This window comes from Bradyrhizobium sp. AZCC 1719 (assembly GCF_036924525.1).
Taxonomy (GTDB): Bacteria; Pseudomonadota; Alphaproteobacteria; order Rhizobiales; family Xanthobacteraceae; genus Bradyrhizobium.
The window spans coordinates 2,748,796-2,763,689 of the sequence record NZ_JAZHRU010000001.1 but is presented as its reverse complement, the minus strand read 5'-3'; the positions used below and the strand labels follow the sequence as shown (position 1 = coordinate 2,763,689).

Here is a 14,894-nt window from a genome sequence, read left to right as displayed (position 1 = left end):
GCTTCTAAAACGCATTGGCTGCAGCGTTGGTTCCGTGGCCGGGAGCGGTGCTGAACGGCCGGAGAAGCGGCGGGGCACGCCATCGCATGGCTGCGCTCAGCTGTAGATGATCTCTTCGTTGGCGATGCATCGGCGGCAAAAGCTTGGGCCGACCCGATGTTGTCGAGGTGGCTCGAAGGACTAATCCCGACATGCGCATCGCCGTGCACCGGCGGTACCAGAAGTCCCCACTGTCTTTCCTGAATGACCGGCATCTCACCGCGGCCAAAGCGAGCTAGCGGGAACTTTTTCCGCAAAACAGCCTTGTTTAGTACTGTCCTACAAAAAGGGACCTTACGGAGGCGGCTTTTTCGACCGTCGGCAGGTCATGGACTCGATTCTCATCAAGATCTTCGCCACGGCGCTTGCCTTCAGCCAGGTCACTACCCGGCCGGATGGGGTCAAGACGGAGTTCGATGCGGTGCGCGACCGCTTCGAGGTGGCGCAGCTTTTGAGTGCCGGCTGCGCCCACATGCGCAAGGCTTTCGACATCGAGGACATCAACCTGGACGATCTGATTGCCACTGCCATGGATGACAAGGAGGCGTTGAGCGGTGAGATCAAGGCGCTCAGAGGACTCAATCTGGCCGACCTCCACGTGGCCTACCGGGAGTTCTGCAAAGTCGAAAAAGTGGACGGTTCTCCGGTCGATCTCGGTCAGGTCATCGCTTTCTACAACAGCGCGGCCAGGGATCTGCCCGACGCCGAGCAGCTTAAACAGCTCAAGCTTCCCGGCACCAGCGTAATCCTCGATAACAAGAGCGAGCGCGTTGCCGAGATTTACGCGCCGAACAATCGCCGCATCTGGGTCAAGCTTGCGGATATCCCGGAAGCGGTGCGCAATGCATTCATCGCCGCCGAGGACAAGCGCTTCTTCCAACACACCGGCCTTGACGAGCGCGGACTGGTCCGCGCCTTCATCGGCAACTTCACCAAGCCGGGCCGGCCGCAGGGCGGCTCGACCATTACACAGCAGGTCGCCAAGAACCTGCTGGTGGGCAATGACGTCACTTACGAAAGAAAATTGCGCGAGATGATCGTTGCCTCGCGGATGGAGCGCGCCCTGACCAAGGCGGAAATCCTCGAGCTCTATCTCAACTCGATTTATCTCGGTCGCGGAGCCTGGGGCATCGAGATGGCGGCGCGCAGCTATTTCGGCAAACCAGCCAAGGCGCTCTCCGCAGTGGAGGGCGCGCTGCTCGCCGGGCTCGCCAAGGGACCGAACTACTTCAATCCCGACCACCACCCTGAGCGCGCGCGCGAGCGCCTCGCCTACGTGCTGGGCCGCATGCAGGACGACGCCATGATCGACGCCGCAGCGCAAGCAGTATTGCCGCAGCTCGTCGAATACCGGCCGACGCGCCGGGACTTCGGCTTTCACTTCGTCGATCACATCGCCCGCGAGGCTAAGACGGTCGCGGGCCTCGATAATCTCACCAATTCCTCCTACACGGTGCGCTCGACCGTCAACTCGGCCCTGCAGCGCGTAGTCGAGGCGACATTGCAGGAGGGCCTCGCGCGATACGAGCTAAGCACCGGTCGTTACAAATTTGAGGGACCCGAGGCGAACATTTCCGATGCTGTCCGTCTGAGAGCGGCTGACCCGAAGGTCACGGAACCGGCTTGGCTCATGGCATTGAAGACGACGCGGCTGCCTCTCTATGACGTTCACTGGCAATCGGCGGTCGTCCTGGAGAATACGCGTGGCAAGCGCGGCCATGCGATCAACGTCGGTCTGACCGACGGAAGCATCCTGCCGCTGAACACCTGGAGCGCCGCGATCGGGCGCGGTCTCAAGCCGTACGACGTGGTCTATGTGCAGGTGCGCGAAGCCAAGGGTAAGCAAGCGGCGCGGGCCGATCTGCGCATTCGACCGACCGTACAGGGAGCGGCGCTCGTACTCGGGAACGAAACCGGCCGCATGCTCGCGATGGCCGGCGGCTTTTCGTATCCGGCAAGCCAGCTCAACCGCGTCGTCCAGAGCCTGCGGCAACCCGGCTCGACCCTGAAGCCGCTGACCTACCTCGCCGCCCTCCGGAAGGGATTGCAGCCCAACACGCTGGTAATGGACGAGCCCATTACGCTGGCACCGATCGGCGCGACGGGCTACGCGCGCCAGCGCGGTTTCTGGTCGCCGAAGAACTACGACGGCGGCGCTTCGGGCGCCATTACACTGCGGCGTGCGCTGGAAAACTCCCGGAATCTCGCCACCGCGCAACTGCTCGCGACCGGCCTCGACGACAGCGCCGAGCGAGGCCTCGACCGAGTCTGCGAGCTCGCGATGGAAGCGCAGCTCTACAAAGACTGCATGCGCTACTACCCGTTCGTGCTCGGTGCCCAAACTGTGCGGCTCATCGACCTTGCGGCGTTCTATGCGGCGATCGCCAACGAAGGCGCACGGCCCCGGCCCCACGCGATCGAAACGATCGAACAGGACGGCCGCGCAATCTACCGGCACGATCCGCGCGCGGTGGACTGGATCGGCTCCGCCGACCGCGCATCGTTTTACCAGTTGAAATCGATGCTGCAGGGCGTGCTCGCGCGCGGAACCGCGCGCGCGGCGAAGCATCTCTCGCCCTATGTCGGCGGCAAGACCGGTACCACCGATAATTCGGCCGATGCCTGGTTCGTCGGTTTCACAAACGACGTCACCGTCGCCATCTGGGTCGGCTACGACAACAGCGACGGCGGGCGACGCACCCTTGGGCCCGGCCAGACCGGGGGGAAAGTGGCGCTGCCGATGTTCGAGCCGATCGTGCAGGCAGCCTGGGAGCTGCACGCTCCCAAGACGGCGTTGAACGGCCCTTCGCGCGAAGCCATGCGTCAGCTCGTTACTCTGTCGATCGATCCTCATACCGGCGATCCTGCACCGGCCGGCTCCGGGCGTGCTTTCACCGAGTACTTCAAGAGGGATCCGGCGGGCAGAATCGATGATTCGCAATTTCGGATCGTCTCGCGTGCAGAAAGCTACACCTATCGCGGCGGTCGTGACGAAGACGACGGGCCATCCCAGCAGTGGTCCTACGGCAATCGCGTTTACGGCGATAACCGGCTGCCCTTTCCATTCCCAGCCTGGCGTCTTGGTCCGCGCGGACATCCCTCCTGGCGCGAATATCCCGATGACGAGGACCGCCTCCCGCGACCGCCGCTCCGAGTCGATCCCGATTATTTCTGGCGGCGGCTGAATTGAGCATTGCCATGAGCCTCCACCGTGCCGCTGTCCTCATCGCCGCCTGCGTGGCCTTTTGCACGAGCGCGGCGGCAGCGCAGGAATTCCAATTGGAGGACGTGCCCGCAGCCGCCAGCGTTCCGATCGCACAGATCAAACCGCGCACGGTCATCTTCGCCGACCAACGCAACGACAAGCTTGCCGATTCCTCGACCGGGCTCATTCCTTTCGACGATTGGGCCCGCTCACGTCCGGTTCAGCGGCGCTTCCTCTCGCTCTTCCCAAGCTTCGTTGAGCCCACGCTCAAACAACAAACGAAGCTGAAGCTCTCGATATACCAGGCGGAGGCGCGATTTCGACTTCCAAAGCCGGCAGCGGCATTGGATCTGTCGCGGTATGCGAATGTCGCGTTCCTCGAGCAGATCGATCCGGCAGTCAAGCACCGGCCGATCACGGCGAGCGATGCTGTTCCCAACAAGGACGCGGGCGCCGCACACAACCGTCCGCCGGATCGCCGCTGGTGCGAGGACGCCAAGGCGGTCTGCGTGCAGTCCCGCTACATGTTCGAAGGAAAAATTCCGGCAGGGATTCAGCTTGCCAACAAGCTGCGCGAGGAGAGCAAAAAGCCGATTCCGGATTTCATCGAGTTCCAGAGTGAGATCATGCTGGTCACGCAGCCGGACCTTGCCGAGCTGCCGAGCCTGACCGGGCTCGACTCCGCAGTCACCAGCGGGCTCGAGCAGAACATCTTTTGGGTCAACCAGGTCATCCAGTTCGGCAAGCTGCTTGCGGTTCTGCAACAGCATCCGACCGAGCGGGAAGCCGCCATCGCGACGGTCTACATCCTGATTGCGGTCAGGAACGACGTGCTGAACAAGCAGAGGGAATACAGCAATACACCCATGCTGCGAAACCTCGTGCCCGCGCAACTGCTCATGGGCAACAGCTCCTTCAACAGCGGCGATTCGCTGAGCGCCGGCCTGCCGAAATACGCCAGAAGCCGCATCAAGGCGATCGCCGAGATCATGGAGCGGGAATGAGCATCGCGTGCGCGAACTAGTTAGTTAGTACCAGCCCCTCATGGTGAGGAGCGCGAAAGCGCGTCTCGAACCATGAGGCCCCGTCTGTGGCCTACATCCTTCGAGACGCCCGCTCCGCGGGCTCCTCAGGATGAGGGTTGAGCGCTGTGACGCAGTAGAACCAGACTGGCGCCTCACTCGCATCTTGCGCGATCAAACGCGCCTCAGGTTTGTTCTTGCAGTATCGCGGCGCCGAGTTCGTCGAAACGAAACAGTTGATAGATCCGCTGGCCATTGTAATCGAGCATCCTCAGATCGTCTGTTTCGTGCAAATCGCTCTCGACCGCGTGGAAATGTCCGCCATAGCGCTCCTTCGCGAGATCAAGCGGCACATCGAAGGCGACAAACTTGCCGATTCCCTTGGCTTTTAGCCTGCTCAGGAACTTCGGATCGTGCAGCGATTCGTGGGACGTGAGGACCAGCAATGGACCACCGGCCGTAAGCAGCAGAAAGGACCTCATCGATCAACTCCCTGGGTCGTTGGTTTCACCAGCATCGCTGGTCCCCGCAAACAATGTCGCGGTTACCGTCGGGCTGGTGCTTGTCGATAGATACATAAGACCGGGAATGACGACTGAGAATAGGAGCGCGTAGGACGGGTCGAGCTTTTGTGAAGCCCATCGCTGCGGGTGGCGTTGGAGAACGCCCCTTCGAAGGTGCGCGCCCGCGAAAATATCGAGAACAACCCCATGCAAAGTAGCAGGCAGCCGCCGGCATTTGACAAGGCAACTTGACACGTCGGGCAAATCAGGGGCATTTTTCGATTATTCCGAAATCCTGTACGCGCCCGACGCGCCCTGCAATAGCGGGCGCGTCCGTCGCGATTGCAGCCGAAAAATCCTCACCCACAATTGAAATCGCAGGGATCACCGCGGCGAGCGATCGCCTGCGCGTGGCCGAACCGCGCGCGCTGGCCGCGCGCGCCGCCCCGGGGAATCTCGACATGAACACCGCTCCTGATATCACTGTGCCAACGGCGATCGCCGCAAATGACCAGGCCAAAGCTGCCGCAGCCCCGCGGATAAAGCTGCTGTCGCACGGATTCTCGATCGACCATCCAGATCAAGAACTCGGCGAACAGCTCATGGTGAATGCACTGGGGGTCTCCGATCGCGAAGCGATGCATGGCATCCTCCGGCAGTTGGTCAAGGCCAGCGTGAGTGGCGAGAGTCCTGACGAGGTCAACCTCTCCTTCATGATTTCGATGGTGAAGAGCATTCGCCCCCGGGATTCGGTCGAAGCCATGCTGGTGGCGCAGATGGTTTCGGTTCATGTGATGGCGATGCGGTGCGCCCATCACCTTGCGAATGCGGACGATCTCGCTCAGCACGACAGCGCCGCGCGCGCATTGGGCAGGCTCGCCCGCACGTTTCCCGCCCAGATCGAGGCGCTCAACCGCTACCGCAGCCATGGCGAGCCCGCCATCACCGTGCAGAACGTATCGGTCGGGGATGGCGGCAAGGCCATTGTCGGCAACGTCACGCAACATGCGCGCGTGATCGTATCGGACAAGAATCCGGCGTCCGCGGCGCGCAATGCGCCGAAGGCCGCAGGCTCCAGGCGAAGGCGCAGTTCCGCTGCTGCCAAGCCGGAAGCACAGGCATGAGCGATCACATCAGAAATACGGGTGCGATGCTGGCGAGCCCGCGTTGTGGCGCCAAAACCCGCGCCAGTGGCGCGTGCCGCTCGCCGGCGGTGCACGGCAAAAAGCGCTGCCGCATGCACGGCGGCGCACACGGGTCCGGCGCGCCGAAGGCAAACCAGAACGCGCGCACGCACGGCCTGTTCAGCAGGGATGCGATCGCCGAACGAAGGCAGATTCAGGCGCTGTTGGGTGAAGCGCGGAAGCTGATGGAGGAGATGAAGTGAGTGTATTCCGCAGCCCCGCTCGCCGCCTACCGCTTTCTCGCCCCCTCGTCGGCGCGATGCGCAGGATTGTCGCCCATGTGGCGCCGGCACCGGGCCGCCATTATGACCCCACGATTTCGCCATACGCATCGTGTTGTTCGCCCGTACGACCCTTCCCGTCAGGCTAGCCTTCGGAAACAGAGACATGGGCGGTGATTTCATTGGCCGCTGGCGTGCGGGTAGCGGCAGGAGAACGGCACGGCAAGCGAAACCCGGACAGTACAGCGCGAAGGTGCTTGCTTGCGGCTCATTGCTGCTCTCGTGTGTCATCGTCGCTGGCATGGCGACGCAAACGGCATTGGCGGAAATAGCCGCGCCGGCCGCGACACGCGTCGCTGATAACGAAAAAGAGCAGGGAGGGCCTGGCGTCGCGCAAGCATCCCGCACGCAGAAGTCGGAACCCGAAACAGTCCTGCGACAGCCGGAGGTGCAGAAGCCGGCGCCGGAAGCTGCCGTTCAAATGCCGGAAGCACGGAAACCGAGCCACGAGGCCAAGGATCTAGCCAAGGATCTAGCCAAGGATTTACCTGTACCACAGCTCGTCTTGCCGGATGATCTGGCGAAGAAGATCGGCCAGAAGATCTGGCTGAATGAAACAGGCGGAAAAAGTGATGCGATCACGTCATGGAATGCGAACGAGGAATTCGCTTCCCTAGGCATCGGTCATTTCATCTGGTTTCCTGTCGGCAAATGGCTGCCTTTCGAGGAGAGCTTTCCGGCCCTGCTCGAATTCATGCGCAAGAAGAACGTGCGTTTGCCCGCCTGGCTGGACCAGACGCAAATTCCGGCCAACCCGTGGACAAGCCGGGCTGAATTCAGGAGGAACTCCAACTCACCGCAGATGAAAGAGTTGAGGCAGTTTCTGCGCGACACCGTGGCGGAGCAGACGCAATTCATGGTGACGCGGGCGCAAGGTGCGATGGAGAAGATCCTCAAGACGACGCCCGACGGCACGGAGCGCGAACATATCGTCATCCAGTTCACGCGCGTCATTCGCGCCTCCGAGGATTTTTATCCGCTGATCGACTACATCAACTTCAAGGGCGAGGGCACCAACCCGAACGAAGCCGCCATGGACAGGGAGACCGGGCGGCGGCAGGGTTGGGGTCTCAAGCAGGTGCTGCTCAAGATGAACGGTGTGACCGGCGATCCGAAGGCCGTGCGCGCCGAATTCGCCGATGCGGCGCAGTTCGTCCTGCAGCAGAGGGTTCGCAACCTTCCATCCAACCGTGTCTTCGAGGTCGGCTGGCTGCGCCGCGTCGCGACCTACCGCCGCCCGATCGCGGATCCGGAATCGAGCCCCAAACGGGCTCTGAGGAAATCATTGCGAGTGACGGCGGCTCGATAGCTTTGCTCATCTTTGTTTGAGCATGATCTCCGCGCAAACGCGTTCCGCGTTTGTCGCGAGGGAAAACCGGCTTCCACTTTTCCGGATCATGCTCTAAGGGGACAGTTGCCGTTTTTGCGTATGCGTGAGGCTGCTTGTCCCGCGACGTTCGTCAGGCAATCGCGGCTGCGCCTCGCGCTGACGTCAGCCTTTGGCCCTCTTCGCCACCACCTTCTCATAGGCCGCCTACAGCCGTTCGCCTACGCTTGGGCCGGTTCGACGCTTCGGTTTCAAGCCGAGATGGATCTCGCGCAGCTCGTCCATCAGCTCGGCCCACATGGTCGGGCCGCCGTCGCTGAGCAGCTTGGCGCGAATGCCGAGTTCTTCCGGCCGGATTGCGGTGACAGTGCACTCAACTCCAGTGAGAGTTTCGTGCACTGTCGCCGTAATTTTAATTGGATACAGCTTATCAAGAAGAAACCGCGCATCCTGACCGAAGCCTTCGGTGCCGATCCGGCGTAGATAAACCTGACCGCCGGTTTGGCTAAAGCGTGCAGAAGCGACACGAAATCAAGGGAGATTTTTCGGCTTGGCGCTCCCTAGGGAAGAGCAGGCTTCCAGCAACTTCAATGGGTTATCGAAAAGTTTGGGCAAGGAACGCCTCATTGTTCTTCAAGGCGTTTCAGAACGGACGCCCAAACCTTCGTTCAACGACGGTCCGCTGCTAATCTAGACATTCAGCCACCCACCACAGCGTTTCCAACGCACAGGAGGGACACACCATGCCCATCAAGATTCCGGACGCGAACAGTCTACCCGTCGCCACGCATCGCAAAAGACGCAGAAAGCCGATCAGCCGGCCCATGACGCAGCAAGAGTGCGACGCACTCCAGTTCGAGGCAATCAAAGCTGAATTTGACTGGAGTAACGACGACTGGGCCGCGACGTGGTTGCCCTGGGTGCGGTTAGCCGCGATCCATGTGGCCGTCGATCAGGACAAGCTCAAGGAGTTGATGGCCGGCTTCGTTAAGGACGGCGAAGCCGGAAACATTCTGGAGGGTTTGACGCGGACGAGAATGCACATGGAAGCACTGCACAAGCTCGTTGATGCCGCACTCACCCGATCGTTTCTTGTATTGGAACGTCTGGGTTACTCGCCAGACAATCCGCCGCCAGACGGTCGCGTTCACTAGCAGTGTTTGTCATGTAATTCGAGCTTAGGCGGTCTGCTCGACCAGTGCAGATCATCAGGAGTGCTAGCGCGCCGTTGCGTCGCGACGGCTGCAAAGACGCGCTGCCGGATGCACGGCGGTGCACAGGAATCCGGCGCGCCAAGGGCAAACCAGAACGCACGCAAGCGCGGCCTGTTCACCAGAGATGCGATCGCGGAACGAAGGCAGATTCAGGTTGCTGGGGGAAGCGCGGAAATTCTTGCAAGGGATGAAATGATCTGGTTTCGCAGAGACCTGGCGGGCTTCGAAATTGAGACCAGGTCGACCAAGCAAACCCGAGGCCGACCGGTCCTCTTGAGAGCGACTGAGCATTGTTACGAGCCAATCCTGCAAAAGAGGTAGCATCGAAGAGCGCGAGCAGATGATGACACGCGCTGAACTTGGACGGGCTCACTTGCTCCTACCCATCTTCAACGATAGCAGCATGTCTAAGAAGGAACGCCTTTAGCGCTGCCTGAACATCGCTTCAATATGAAGCATGGCGCGGACTTGCGCCAATCCTTTGAACACGAACTCGATCAGGCCAGGGAGTTGTATAGATTGAGTTGCACGAATCTGAAAGTTGGCTAGATGAAGGTCGGCACGGTTCAACGGAGTATACATGGCGGAGCGGAGGTGCCTGTTTTGCGGCGAACCTTTTACGGGCCAAAACCATAACTTCGAGCACGTCATTCCGCGCTGGCTGGTTCGCGAGGCCGACCTCTCGAAGCGAACCGCGCCGATCGATTTTCCAACCAAGCAGTTCAGCGCCGCAATGAGCCGCATAGGCGGCCGGTCTTGTGAAATCTGCAATGACCTAAGTTCGGATTTGGAACGACAGGCCAGTATTTCTTACGCGAAGCTGAGGGATGGAGATGTCCTAACGTCGTCTGATGGGCGCTCACTGCTCGATTGGTTGGATAAGGTGCGAGTTGGATTGTGGTTGTGGAGCGTTGATGTTGGGAAAGATGACTGGGGATTAATCCCCAAATTTCGCATCAATGAACGAATGGCCCATAAGGACCGCATCCTTCTCGCTGCGAAGTATCCGCCCGGCCCGCGCATGAAGGGGCTTGGTATCTGGGGCGCGACCCAGTTCTTCATGTGGTCGCCGAGCGCAATTGGGTTCTTGATCAACAATATTGCACTCGTCAGCGTGTCCACCGACTTTCTCGTCAGCCGGCATCTCAGCAACCTAAGCATTAAGCATTACATGTACAGTTCAGGGGACATATCTGCTGAAATAGACCTCGCCGACGAACCTGGAAAGCGCCTAAAGTTCTTCGCCGCCCCACTCATTATCGGTCAGGTCATTCTGCCAGTCGACCTGTTCGATGAGTACGGACTCGCGATGGCCAATCGAAGTGCACTCCATCCCGGATGGGGCGAAGGTCCCGTTTTGAAGCTCAACGGAAATCTCGAGGAAATCGGGCCAGACCTTGGGTCACTGCCCACGTTCGCAGGGAACGCGAGTGCTCACCGGATCATTATGGAGTTCTATTTGGATTTGGCGTCAAAGTATGTGCTCGACAATTTTTTAGCAGCGGACTTTAGCAGAATTTTGAGCCCGGAGCGACGCGAAGCGGTTCAAACGTTTGCACGAGAGAATCTGGCGGAGATCGAACGCGACATTGATCGAGCCACTACACGCTATAGGCAGATTACCGGCATCACGCTACCTACATAGGGCCGACTAGCGGTGCAGACAAATCAACCTTGAGCAACTAACGATATCGAAGTTGCCAATCGATGCTTTTCATTGGGTGCGCCGATGACCTGCAACTGCCGCGCCTACCTGCCGCATTACCGACGCCACCCAACCAACCGCGATAGCTGCGCATAGTGTTTAAAGCGGTCCGGCAAAAGCCTTCGCCAGTTCAAACAGCTTTTCCGTTGGCTGAAACAAGGTCGGCAATAACGCAAAGCCTGCCGTGGCTAGCAGCGCTCCTAAAAATAATTCAGATCGGTTATGCCGGTCGAGGGCATCATAGGCGCGCTCGCAAAAAACGAGTGTCGGTGGACTATGGAAAAAATGCGTATCCATAAAACTCAAAGATTTCTTTTTGCTGATCTGTCAGCTTTCCTTTGCTTGGCGGCGTCGGTTGGAGTGCAACTCCAAAATTCATGTAACTCCCGTTCTCCTTGGCCATGACGGGTCTCAATAGTTTGGCAAAAGAATTATCCCATTTCGTCGGCGGCAATGTATCAACCGCCTGGTAGAATGCGCTCGTTAAGATATCTGCGAGCTGCGCGCCGTCGCATGATTTATGAGATACTGCCTCAGCAAGACGCCAGTCCAAAACTTCCCAGTAAATTCTGCGCTTGGTTAGAAACAGTTTGCCAGCCTTCGCTTGATTCTTCAGCAGCTCGTGGTAGGCAATAGTTTGGCCGTAAGAATGCCCACCACGCTCACTGTAGACGAGCTTTAGAAGGCGACCATCTGCTCTTTGAGATCTTGCATGCTCGTAACAGAACTGTGTTACGCGTTCGCAGAGCAACCTCAGGCAGAAATTATAAAACCACTGTTGAGACGAATAACGCTCAGCACGGGGGTTACGATGCCGCCGCATGTTCTTCTTGTTGGATGTAAGGATGAAGGCTCGGAGCGGCAATTTTGCCAATTCTGAGCACACAATCGTTTTGCGAAAGTCCGGCAGGTTGCGGTAGTGCAAGTCTACGGGCCCCTTAATCTCCGCTTTGGATTTAATCGCGCTAACCCAACCGCCGATCTTTGGTTCGTCAGTAGCTTTTACGACAATCGCGCCCAGACAGAGCCACTCAGTGCTGCCCGTTTTGTCGATAGGACGAACCGTGTTCAGACCGGGATCGCCTGCCTCATCAATAAAGGCCACATAATAGTGCGATGGTGCGTTGCTCATGAAGAAATAGAGACATTTGAGAATGGTCGCCGAACAAATCATCATCGATATGCGGCTGTGCCATGTGGCAATCCGCCGTTTGCATCGGAGAATGGGCAGCAATCCCACGATTGCCAAGGCTGAGAGAATGGCTATCCACACTAAGTGGTTGTGGCCGGCAGCCGCTTGGGGCAACTCGCCCCATGCCATGGCCGCCTCCGATCGCCGCGATGGTGCTGGGGATTGTCGTGCTGGGAGAGAAGCTGACCGCGGAGCTGGTCGCCGGCATGGCGCTCGTTCTGATGGGAATCCTGGTCGGCAGCGGCGCCTACACGACGCTGAGGAAAGATTACTCGGAGCGGATTTCCTAGCTTCGGATAGGCGCGAAGCGCCGAGCCGCCTGCCCGGCCGGTCCATTATCGAGCGGGGTCGCCCTCCCGAACCGGAGCGGCAGCGTGCGGTGTCGTGGAATACAATGCAGTTTGGCGCTCCCTAGGGGAATCGAACCCCTGTTTCAGCCTTGAGAGGGCCGCGTCCTAACCGCTAGACGAAGGGAGCGTGTGGTTCAGGGAATAGCCTCGAAATGTGCGGTCGGCAAGGCAAGTCTGCAGCCTTCGCACGGGTGGTTAACCCTGTTGCTTCGGGTCCTCGGGCTGACCCGGTGCACGCCCGATCCGCCCTGCCTCAGGGTTCGTTGACGAATCTGAGCTTTCCGGCCGGTTTCAGCGTCTTGGCGTCGAAAGTGCGGATTTCGGTCACCCCGCTTATATCCAGCGTCAGCACCAGCCGCTCGCCGGCGACTGCGGTCGAGACGATGCGGGCGCCCTTGGGCAGGGTTTCCGTGATGTCCGTCGTGCCAGGGGTGGGGCTTCCCTCGCCGCGGTAAAGACGGTACCCGACGGCGATCAGGACCACGGCCACCGCAAGCGCCGAGGTCAGGCCCGCGATCAGCATCATCCGCCGCACCCGCGCGATCAGCGCGGCCTGTTCGGGGGTCGGTTCGGGCGCAACGGTATCGGTCATGCGAGGCTCTTTAGAGCATGATCCGGAAAAGTGGAAACCGGTTTTCCGAGAGGATCATGCGTCAAACATGATGGAACAGAGATCATCGAACGGCGGTCAAAGGCTGGAGGTTACCGTCGGCGGCGACGAGGGGTCGCCTCGCCTCGACCGCGTGCTCGCGGTGCTCCGCCCGGAACTGTCGCGCTCGCGGTTGAAAGCGCTGATCCTGGCCGGTTCCGTTACCGCCAAGGGCGCTCCCATCCGCGACCCCGCTTATCATGTCGCGCGGGGGGATACGATCACAATCGACGTCCCGGAAGCCGCTCCGCCGGAGCCTTTGGGCGAAGATATCGCGCTCGATATCGTCTATGAGGACGACGACATCATCGTCATCGACAAACCGAAGGGGCTGGTCGTGCACCCGGCCGCCGGCCACGAGAGTGGCACGCTGGTAAATGCCTTGATCGCGCATTGCGGCGCCAGCCTTTCCGGCATCGGCGGCGTGCGGCGGCCGGGCATCGTGCACCGGTTAGATAAGGACACCACCGGCCTGATGGTGGTTGCCAAGAACGACCACGCCCATCAATCGCTGACCGTGCAATTCGCCGATCACGGTCGCACGGGTCCGATGCAACGCGGCTACATGGCCTTCATCTGGGGCGTACCCAACCGCCAGCGCGGCACGGTCACAGCCCCGATCGACCGGCATCCGTACGCCCGCGAAAAAATGGCGGTGCGCCCGGGCGGACGCGAGGCCGTCACCCATTGGGAATTGCAGGCGGCCTATCAGGGGCGCGACGGCAAACCGGTCGCTTCCCTCCTCGCTTGCCAGCTCGAGACCGGACGGACCCATCAGATCCGGGTGCACCTCGCCCATATCGGCCACCCCCTGATGGGCGATGCCGTCTATGGCCCGCACTTCAAGACCAAGGCCGGCCACCTCGGCCCCGAGGGCCAGGCGGCGCTGACCGCCCTCGGCCGGCAAGCCCTGCACGCTTATCTGCTCGCCCTGGAACACCCCCGAACGGGAGAACTTTTGCATTGGGAGGCGCCTCTGCCGGAGGATCTCATCCTTCTGCAAAGCGCCCTGGAAGCGGCCCTATGACGCAGGCTTTTCAGGAAACATAAGCTATGCCAATAGGTTATTCCTGCCACACGGGGACGTGACGTCAGCATTCCTTCCCTATTTGTTCGTGTTTTGCTATGTTGCATACGCGTTGAATATCCAACGCGGAACATCGCAGCGTGATTGGCTTTAACACAGCGGTCACCTGCCGGGCCCGCCGCTATCGGGGGCCTGAACCACTGGAGGGCGCTCAAATGGCCCGTACAGCTACGTTACCGGTTCTCAATGGAGAATCCGGTCTCTCTAGATACCTCGCCGAGATCCGCAAATTTCCGATGCTGGAACCCCAGCAGGAATACATGCTCGCCAAACGCTGGCGCGAGCATGACGATCGCGACGCGGCGCATCACCTTGTCACCAGCCATCTCCGGCTCGTGGCCAAGATCGCCATGGGCTATCGCGGCTACGGCTTGCCGATCTCTGAGGTCGTCTCAGAGGGCAATGTCGGCCTGATGCAGGCGGTCAAGCGGTTCGAGCCCGAGAAGGGTTTTCGTCTCGCCACCTACGCCATGTGGTGGATCAAGGCCTCGATTCAAGAGTACATTCTGCGTTCATGGTCGCTCGTGAAAATGGGAACCACCGCGAACCAGAAGAAGCTCTTCTTCAACCTGCGCAAGGCGAAGAGCAAGATCTCCGCGCTGGACGAAGGTGATCTCCGCCCCGATCAGGTAAAGCTGATTGCCAAGCGTCTCGGCGTGACGGATCAGGACGTGATCGACATGAACCGCCGTCTCGGCGGCGACGCCTCGCTCAACGCGCCGATCCGCGACGACGGCGAAGCCGGCGAATGGCAGGACTGGCTGGTCGACAACTCGCCCAACCAGGAAGCCGTGATGGCCGAGCACGAGGAGTTCGATCATCGCCGTCAGGCGTTGAACGGCGCCATCGGCGTGCTCAACCCGCGTGAACGCCGCATCTTCGAGGCGCGGCGCCTGGCGGAAGAGCCGATGACACTGGAAGACCTCGCCGCCGAATTCGGCGTCTCGCGCGAACGCGTGCGGCAGATCGAGGTCCGTGCGTTCGAAAAGGTGCAGTCGGCCGTCAAGGGCACGATTGCCCGGCAGGAAGCCGAACTCGAAGCCGCGCACTAATTCACGGCAGAGGTATCAAGTAACGAAAGCCGGCGGCAACGCCGGCTTTTTGTTTTGTGGCACCCTGTCTCCACTAACTCGGCC

14 protein-coding genes and 1 tRNA gene are annotated in these 14,894 nt (G+C 60.2%); 11 read left to right on the top strand and 4 right to left on the bottom strand.

The features are described 5' to 3' along the window. The first annotated feature begins 367 nt into the window (after positions 1-367). Both V1292_RS13125 and V1292_RS13120 read left to right on the top strand, forming a co-directional pair. Positions 368-3,229 carry a penicillin-binding protein 1A gene (locus V1292_RS13125; protein WP_334373003.1) on the top strand — a complete coding sequence of 954 codons (2,862 nt, stop codon included), beginning with the start codon at positions 368-370 and terminating at the stop codon, positions 3,227-3,229. A gap of 8 nt (positions 3,230-3,237) precedes the next feature. Next, a complete protein-coding gene (locus tag V1292_RS13120) occupies positions 3,238-4,248 on the top strand; it encodes a hypothetical protein (RefSeq protein WP_334373001.1) in 1,011 nt (336 codons plus the stop codon). A gap of 203 nt (positions 4,249-4,451) precedes the next feature. Here V1292_RS13120 and V1292_RS13115 read toward each other — a convergent pair whose 3' ends face one another. Next, positions 4,452-4,748 carry a hypothetical protein gene (locus V1292_RS13115; RefSeq protein WP_028350271.1) on the bottom strand — a complete coding sequence of 99 codons (297 nt, stop codon included), beginning with the start codon at positions 4,746-4,748 and terminating at the stop codon, positions 4,452-4,454. Positions 4,749-5,230: 482 nt separating this feature from the next. On the opposite strand from V1292_RS13115, the gene V1292_RS13110 reads away from it, so the two are divergent. The 6 genes from V1292_RS13110 (at position 5,231) to V1292_RS13085 (ending at position 10,420) form a co-directional block, all read left to right on the top strand. Further along, positions 5,231-5,893, top strand: coding sequence for a hypothetical protein (locus V1292_RS13110; RefSeq protein WP_442895612.1), 663 nt, complete (start codon positions 5,231-5,233; stop codon positions 5,891-5,893). Continuing rightward, positions 5,890-6,156 carry an HGGxSTG domain-containing protein gene (locus tag V1292_RS13105; protein WP_334372997.1) on the top strand — a complete coding sequence of 89 codons (267 nt, stop codon included), beginning with the start codon at positions 5,890-5,892 and terminating at the stop codon, positions 6,154-6,156. The genes V1292_RS13110 and V1292_RS13105 overlap by 4 nt, the downstream gene beginning before the upstream one ends. A gap of 499 nt (positions 6,157-6,655) precedes the next feature. After that, a complete protein-coding gene (locus tag V1292_RS13100; RefSeq protein ID WP_334372995.1) occupies positions 6,656-7,543 on the top strand; it encodes a hypothetical protein in 888 nt (295 codons plus the stop codon). Positions 7,544-7,663: 120 nt separating this feature from the next. Beyond that, the gene (locus V1292_RS33845) at positions 7,664-8,044 is read left to right on the top strand and encodes a hypothetical protein (protein WP_442895519.1); all 381 of its coding nucleotides are present in this window, start codon (positions 7,664-7,666) and stop codon (positions 8,042-8,044) included. A 260-nt stretch (positions 8,045-8,304) separates the two neighbouring features. Beyond that, a complete protein-coding gene (locus V1292_RS13090; protein ID WP_334372994.1) occupies positions 8,305-8,715 on the top strand; it encodes a hypothetical protein in 411 nt (136 codons plus the stop codon). 640 nt (positions 8,716-9,355) lie between these two features. Further along, positions 9,356-10,420 (top strand): HNH endonuclease, encoded by a 1,065-nt coding sequence (locus tag V1292_RS13085; protein WP_334372992.1) that lies wholly within the window; start codon positions 9,356-9,358, stop codon positions 10,418-10,420. Between the two features lie 334 nt (positions 10,421-10,754). Here V1292_RS13085 and V1292_RS13080 read toward each other — a convergent pair whose 3' ends face one another. Further along, a complete protein-coding gene (locus tag V1292_RS13080; RefSeq protein ID WP_334372990.1) occupies positions 10,755-11,801 on the bottom strand; it encodes a DUF3800 domain-containing protein in 1,047 nt (348 codons plus the stop codon). Here V1292_RS13080 and V1292_RS13075 point away from each other — a divergent pair. Beyond that, positions 11,795-11,962 (top strand): hypothetical protein, encoded by a 168-nt coding sequence (locus V1292_RS13075; protein ID WP_334372988.1) that lies wholly within the window; start codon positions 11,795-11,797, stop codon positions 11,960-11,962. The two genes, V1292_RS13080 and V1292_RS13075, sit on opposite strands and share 7 nt — an antisense overlap. Positions 11,963-12,074: 112 nt before the next feature. On the opposite strand, the gene V1292_RS13070 is transcribed toward V1292_RS13075, so the two are convergent. Then, a tRNA-Glu gene (locus V1292_RS13070) sits at positions 12,075-12,149 on the bottom strand. A gap of 126 nt (positions 12,150-12,275) precedes the next feature. Next, on the bottom strand, positions 12,276-12,614 hold the full coding sequence (locus V1292_RS13065; protein WP_334372987.1) for a hypothetical protein: 339 nt from the start codon (positions 12,612-12,614) through the stop codon (positions 12,276-12,278). A gap of 70 nt (positions 12,615-12,684) precedes the next feature. Between V1292_RS13065 and V1292_RS13060 the strand changes: the two genes are divergently transcribed. Together V1292_RS13060 and rpoH are read left to right on the top strand one after the other, a co-directional pair. Next, on the top strand, positions 12,685-13,698 hold the full coding sequence (locus tag V1292_RS13060) for an RluA family pseudouridine synthase (protein WP_334377035.1): 1,014 nt from the start codon (positions 12,685-12,687) through the stop codon (positions 13,696-13,698). Positions 13,699-13,913: 215 nt separating this feature from the next. Then, complete coding sequence (rpoH, locus tag V1292_RS13055) at positions 13,914-14,810, top strand: RNA polymerase sigma factor RpoH (RefSeq protein ID WP_334364943.1); 897 nt, start codon at positions 13,914-13,916, stop codon at positions 14,808-14,810. Positions 14,811-14,894 lie beyond the last annotated feature (84 nt).

What these genes read in the sequence shown, in the direction of transcription:
- V1292_RS13125 (WP_334373003.1), top strand. Translation starts at nt 368, where the DNA reads ATGGACTCGATTCTCATCAAGATCTTCGCCACGGCGCTTGCCTTCAGC.
- rpoH (WP_334364943.1), top strand. Translation starts at nt 13,914, where the DNA reads ATGGCCCGTACAGCTACGTTACCGGTTCTCAATGGAGAATCCGGTCTC.
- V1292_RS33845 (WP_442895519.1), top strand. Translation starts at nt 7,664, where the DNA reads ATGCGTGAGGCTGCTTGTCCCGCGACGTTCGTCAGGCAATCGCGGCTG.
- V1292_RS13080 (WP_334372990.1), bottom strand. Translation starts at nt 11,801, where the DNA reads ATGGCATGGGGCGAGTTGCCCCAAGCGGCTGCCGGCCACAACCACTTA.
- V1292_RS13090 (WP_334372994.1), top strand. Translation starts at nt 8,305, where the DNA reads ATGCCCATCAAGATTCCGGACGCGAACAGTCTACCCGTCGCCACGCAT.
- V1292_RS13115 (WP_028350271.1), bottom strand. Translation starts at nt 4,748, where the DNA reads ATGAGGTCCTTTCTGCTGCTTACGGCCGGTGGTCCATTGCTGGTCCTC.
- V1292_RS13100 (WP_334372995.1), top strand. Translation starts at nt 6,656, where the DNA reads ATGCCGGAAGCACGGAAACCGAGCCACGAGGCCAAGGATCTAGCCAAG.
- V1292_RS13065 (WP_334372987.1), bottom strand. Translation starts at nt 12,614, where the DNA reads ATGACCGATACCGTTGCGCCCGAACCGACCCCCGAACAGGCCGCGCTG.
- V1292_RS13105 (WP_334372997.1), top strand. Translation starts at nt 5,890, where the DNA reads ATGAGCGATCACATCAGAAATACGGGTGCGATGCTGGCGAGCCCGCGT.
- V1292_RS13120 (WP_334373001.1), top strand. Translation starts at nt 3,238, where the DNA reads ATGAGCCTCCACCGTGCCGCTGTCCTCATCGCCGCCTGCGTGGCCTTT.
- V1292_RS13060 (WP_334377035.1), top strand. Translation starts at nt 12,685, where the DNA reads ATGGAACAGAGATCATCGAACGGCGGTCAAAGGCTGGAGGTTACCGTC.
- V1292_RS13110 (WP_442895612.1), top strand. Translation starts at nt 5,231, where the DNA reads ATGAACACCGCTCCTGATATCACTGTGCCAACGGCGATCGCCGCAAAT.
- V1292_RS13075 (WP_334372988.1), top strand. Translation starts at nt 11,795, where the DNA reads ATGCCATGGCCGCCTCCGATCGCCGCGATGGTGCTGGGGATTGTCGTG.
- V1292_RS13085 (WP_334372992.1), top strand. Translation starts at nt 9,356, where the DNA reads ATGGCGGAGCGGAGGTGCCTGTTTTGCGGCGAACCTTTTACGGGCCAA.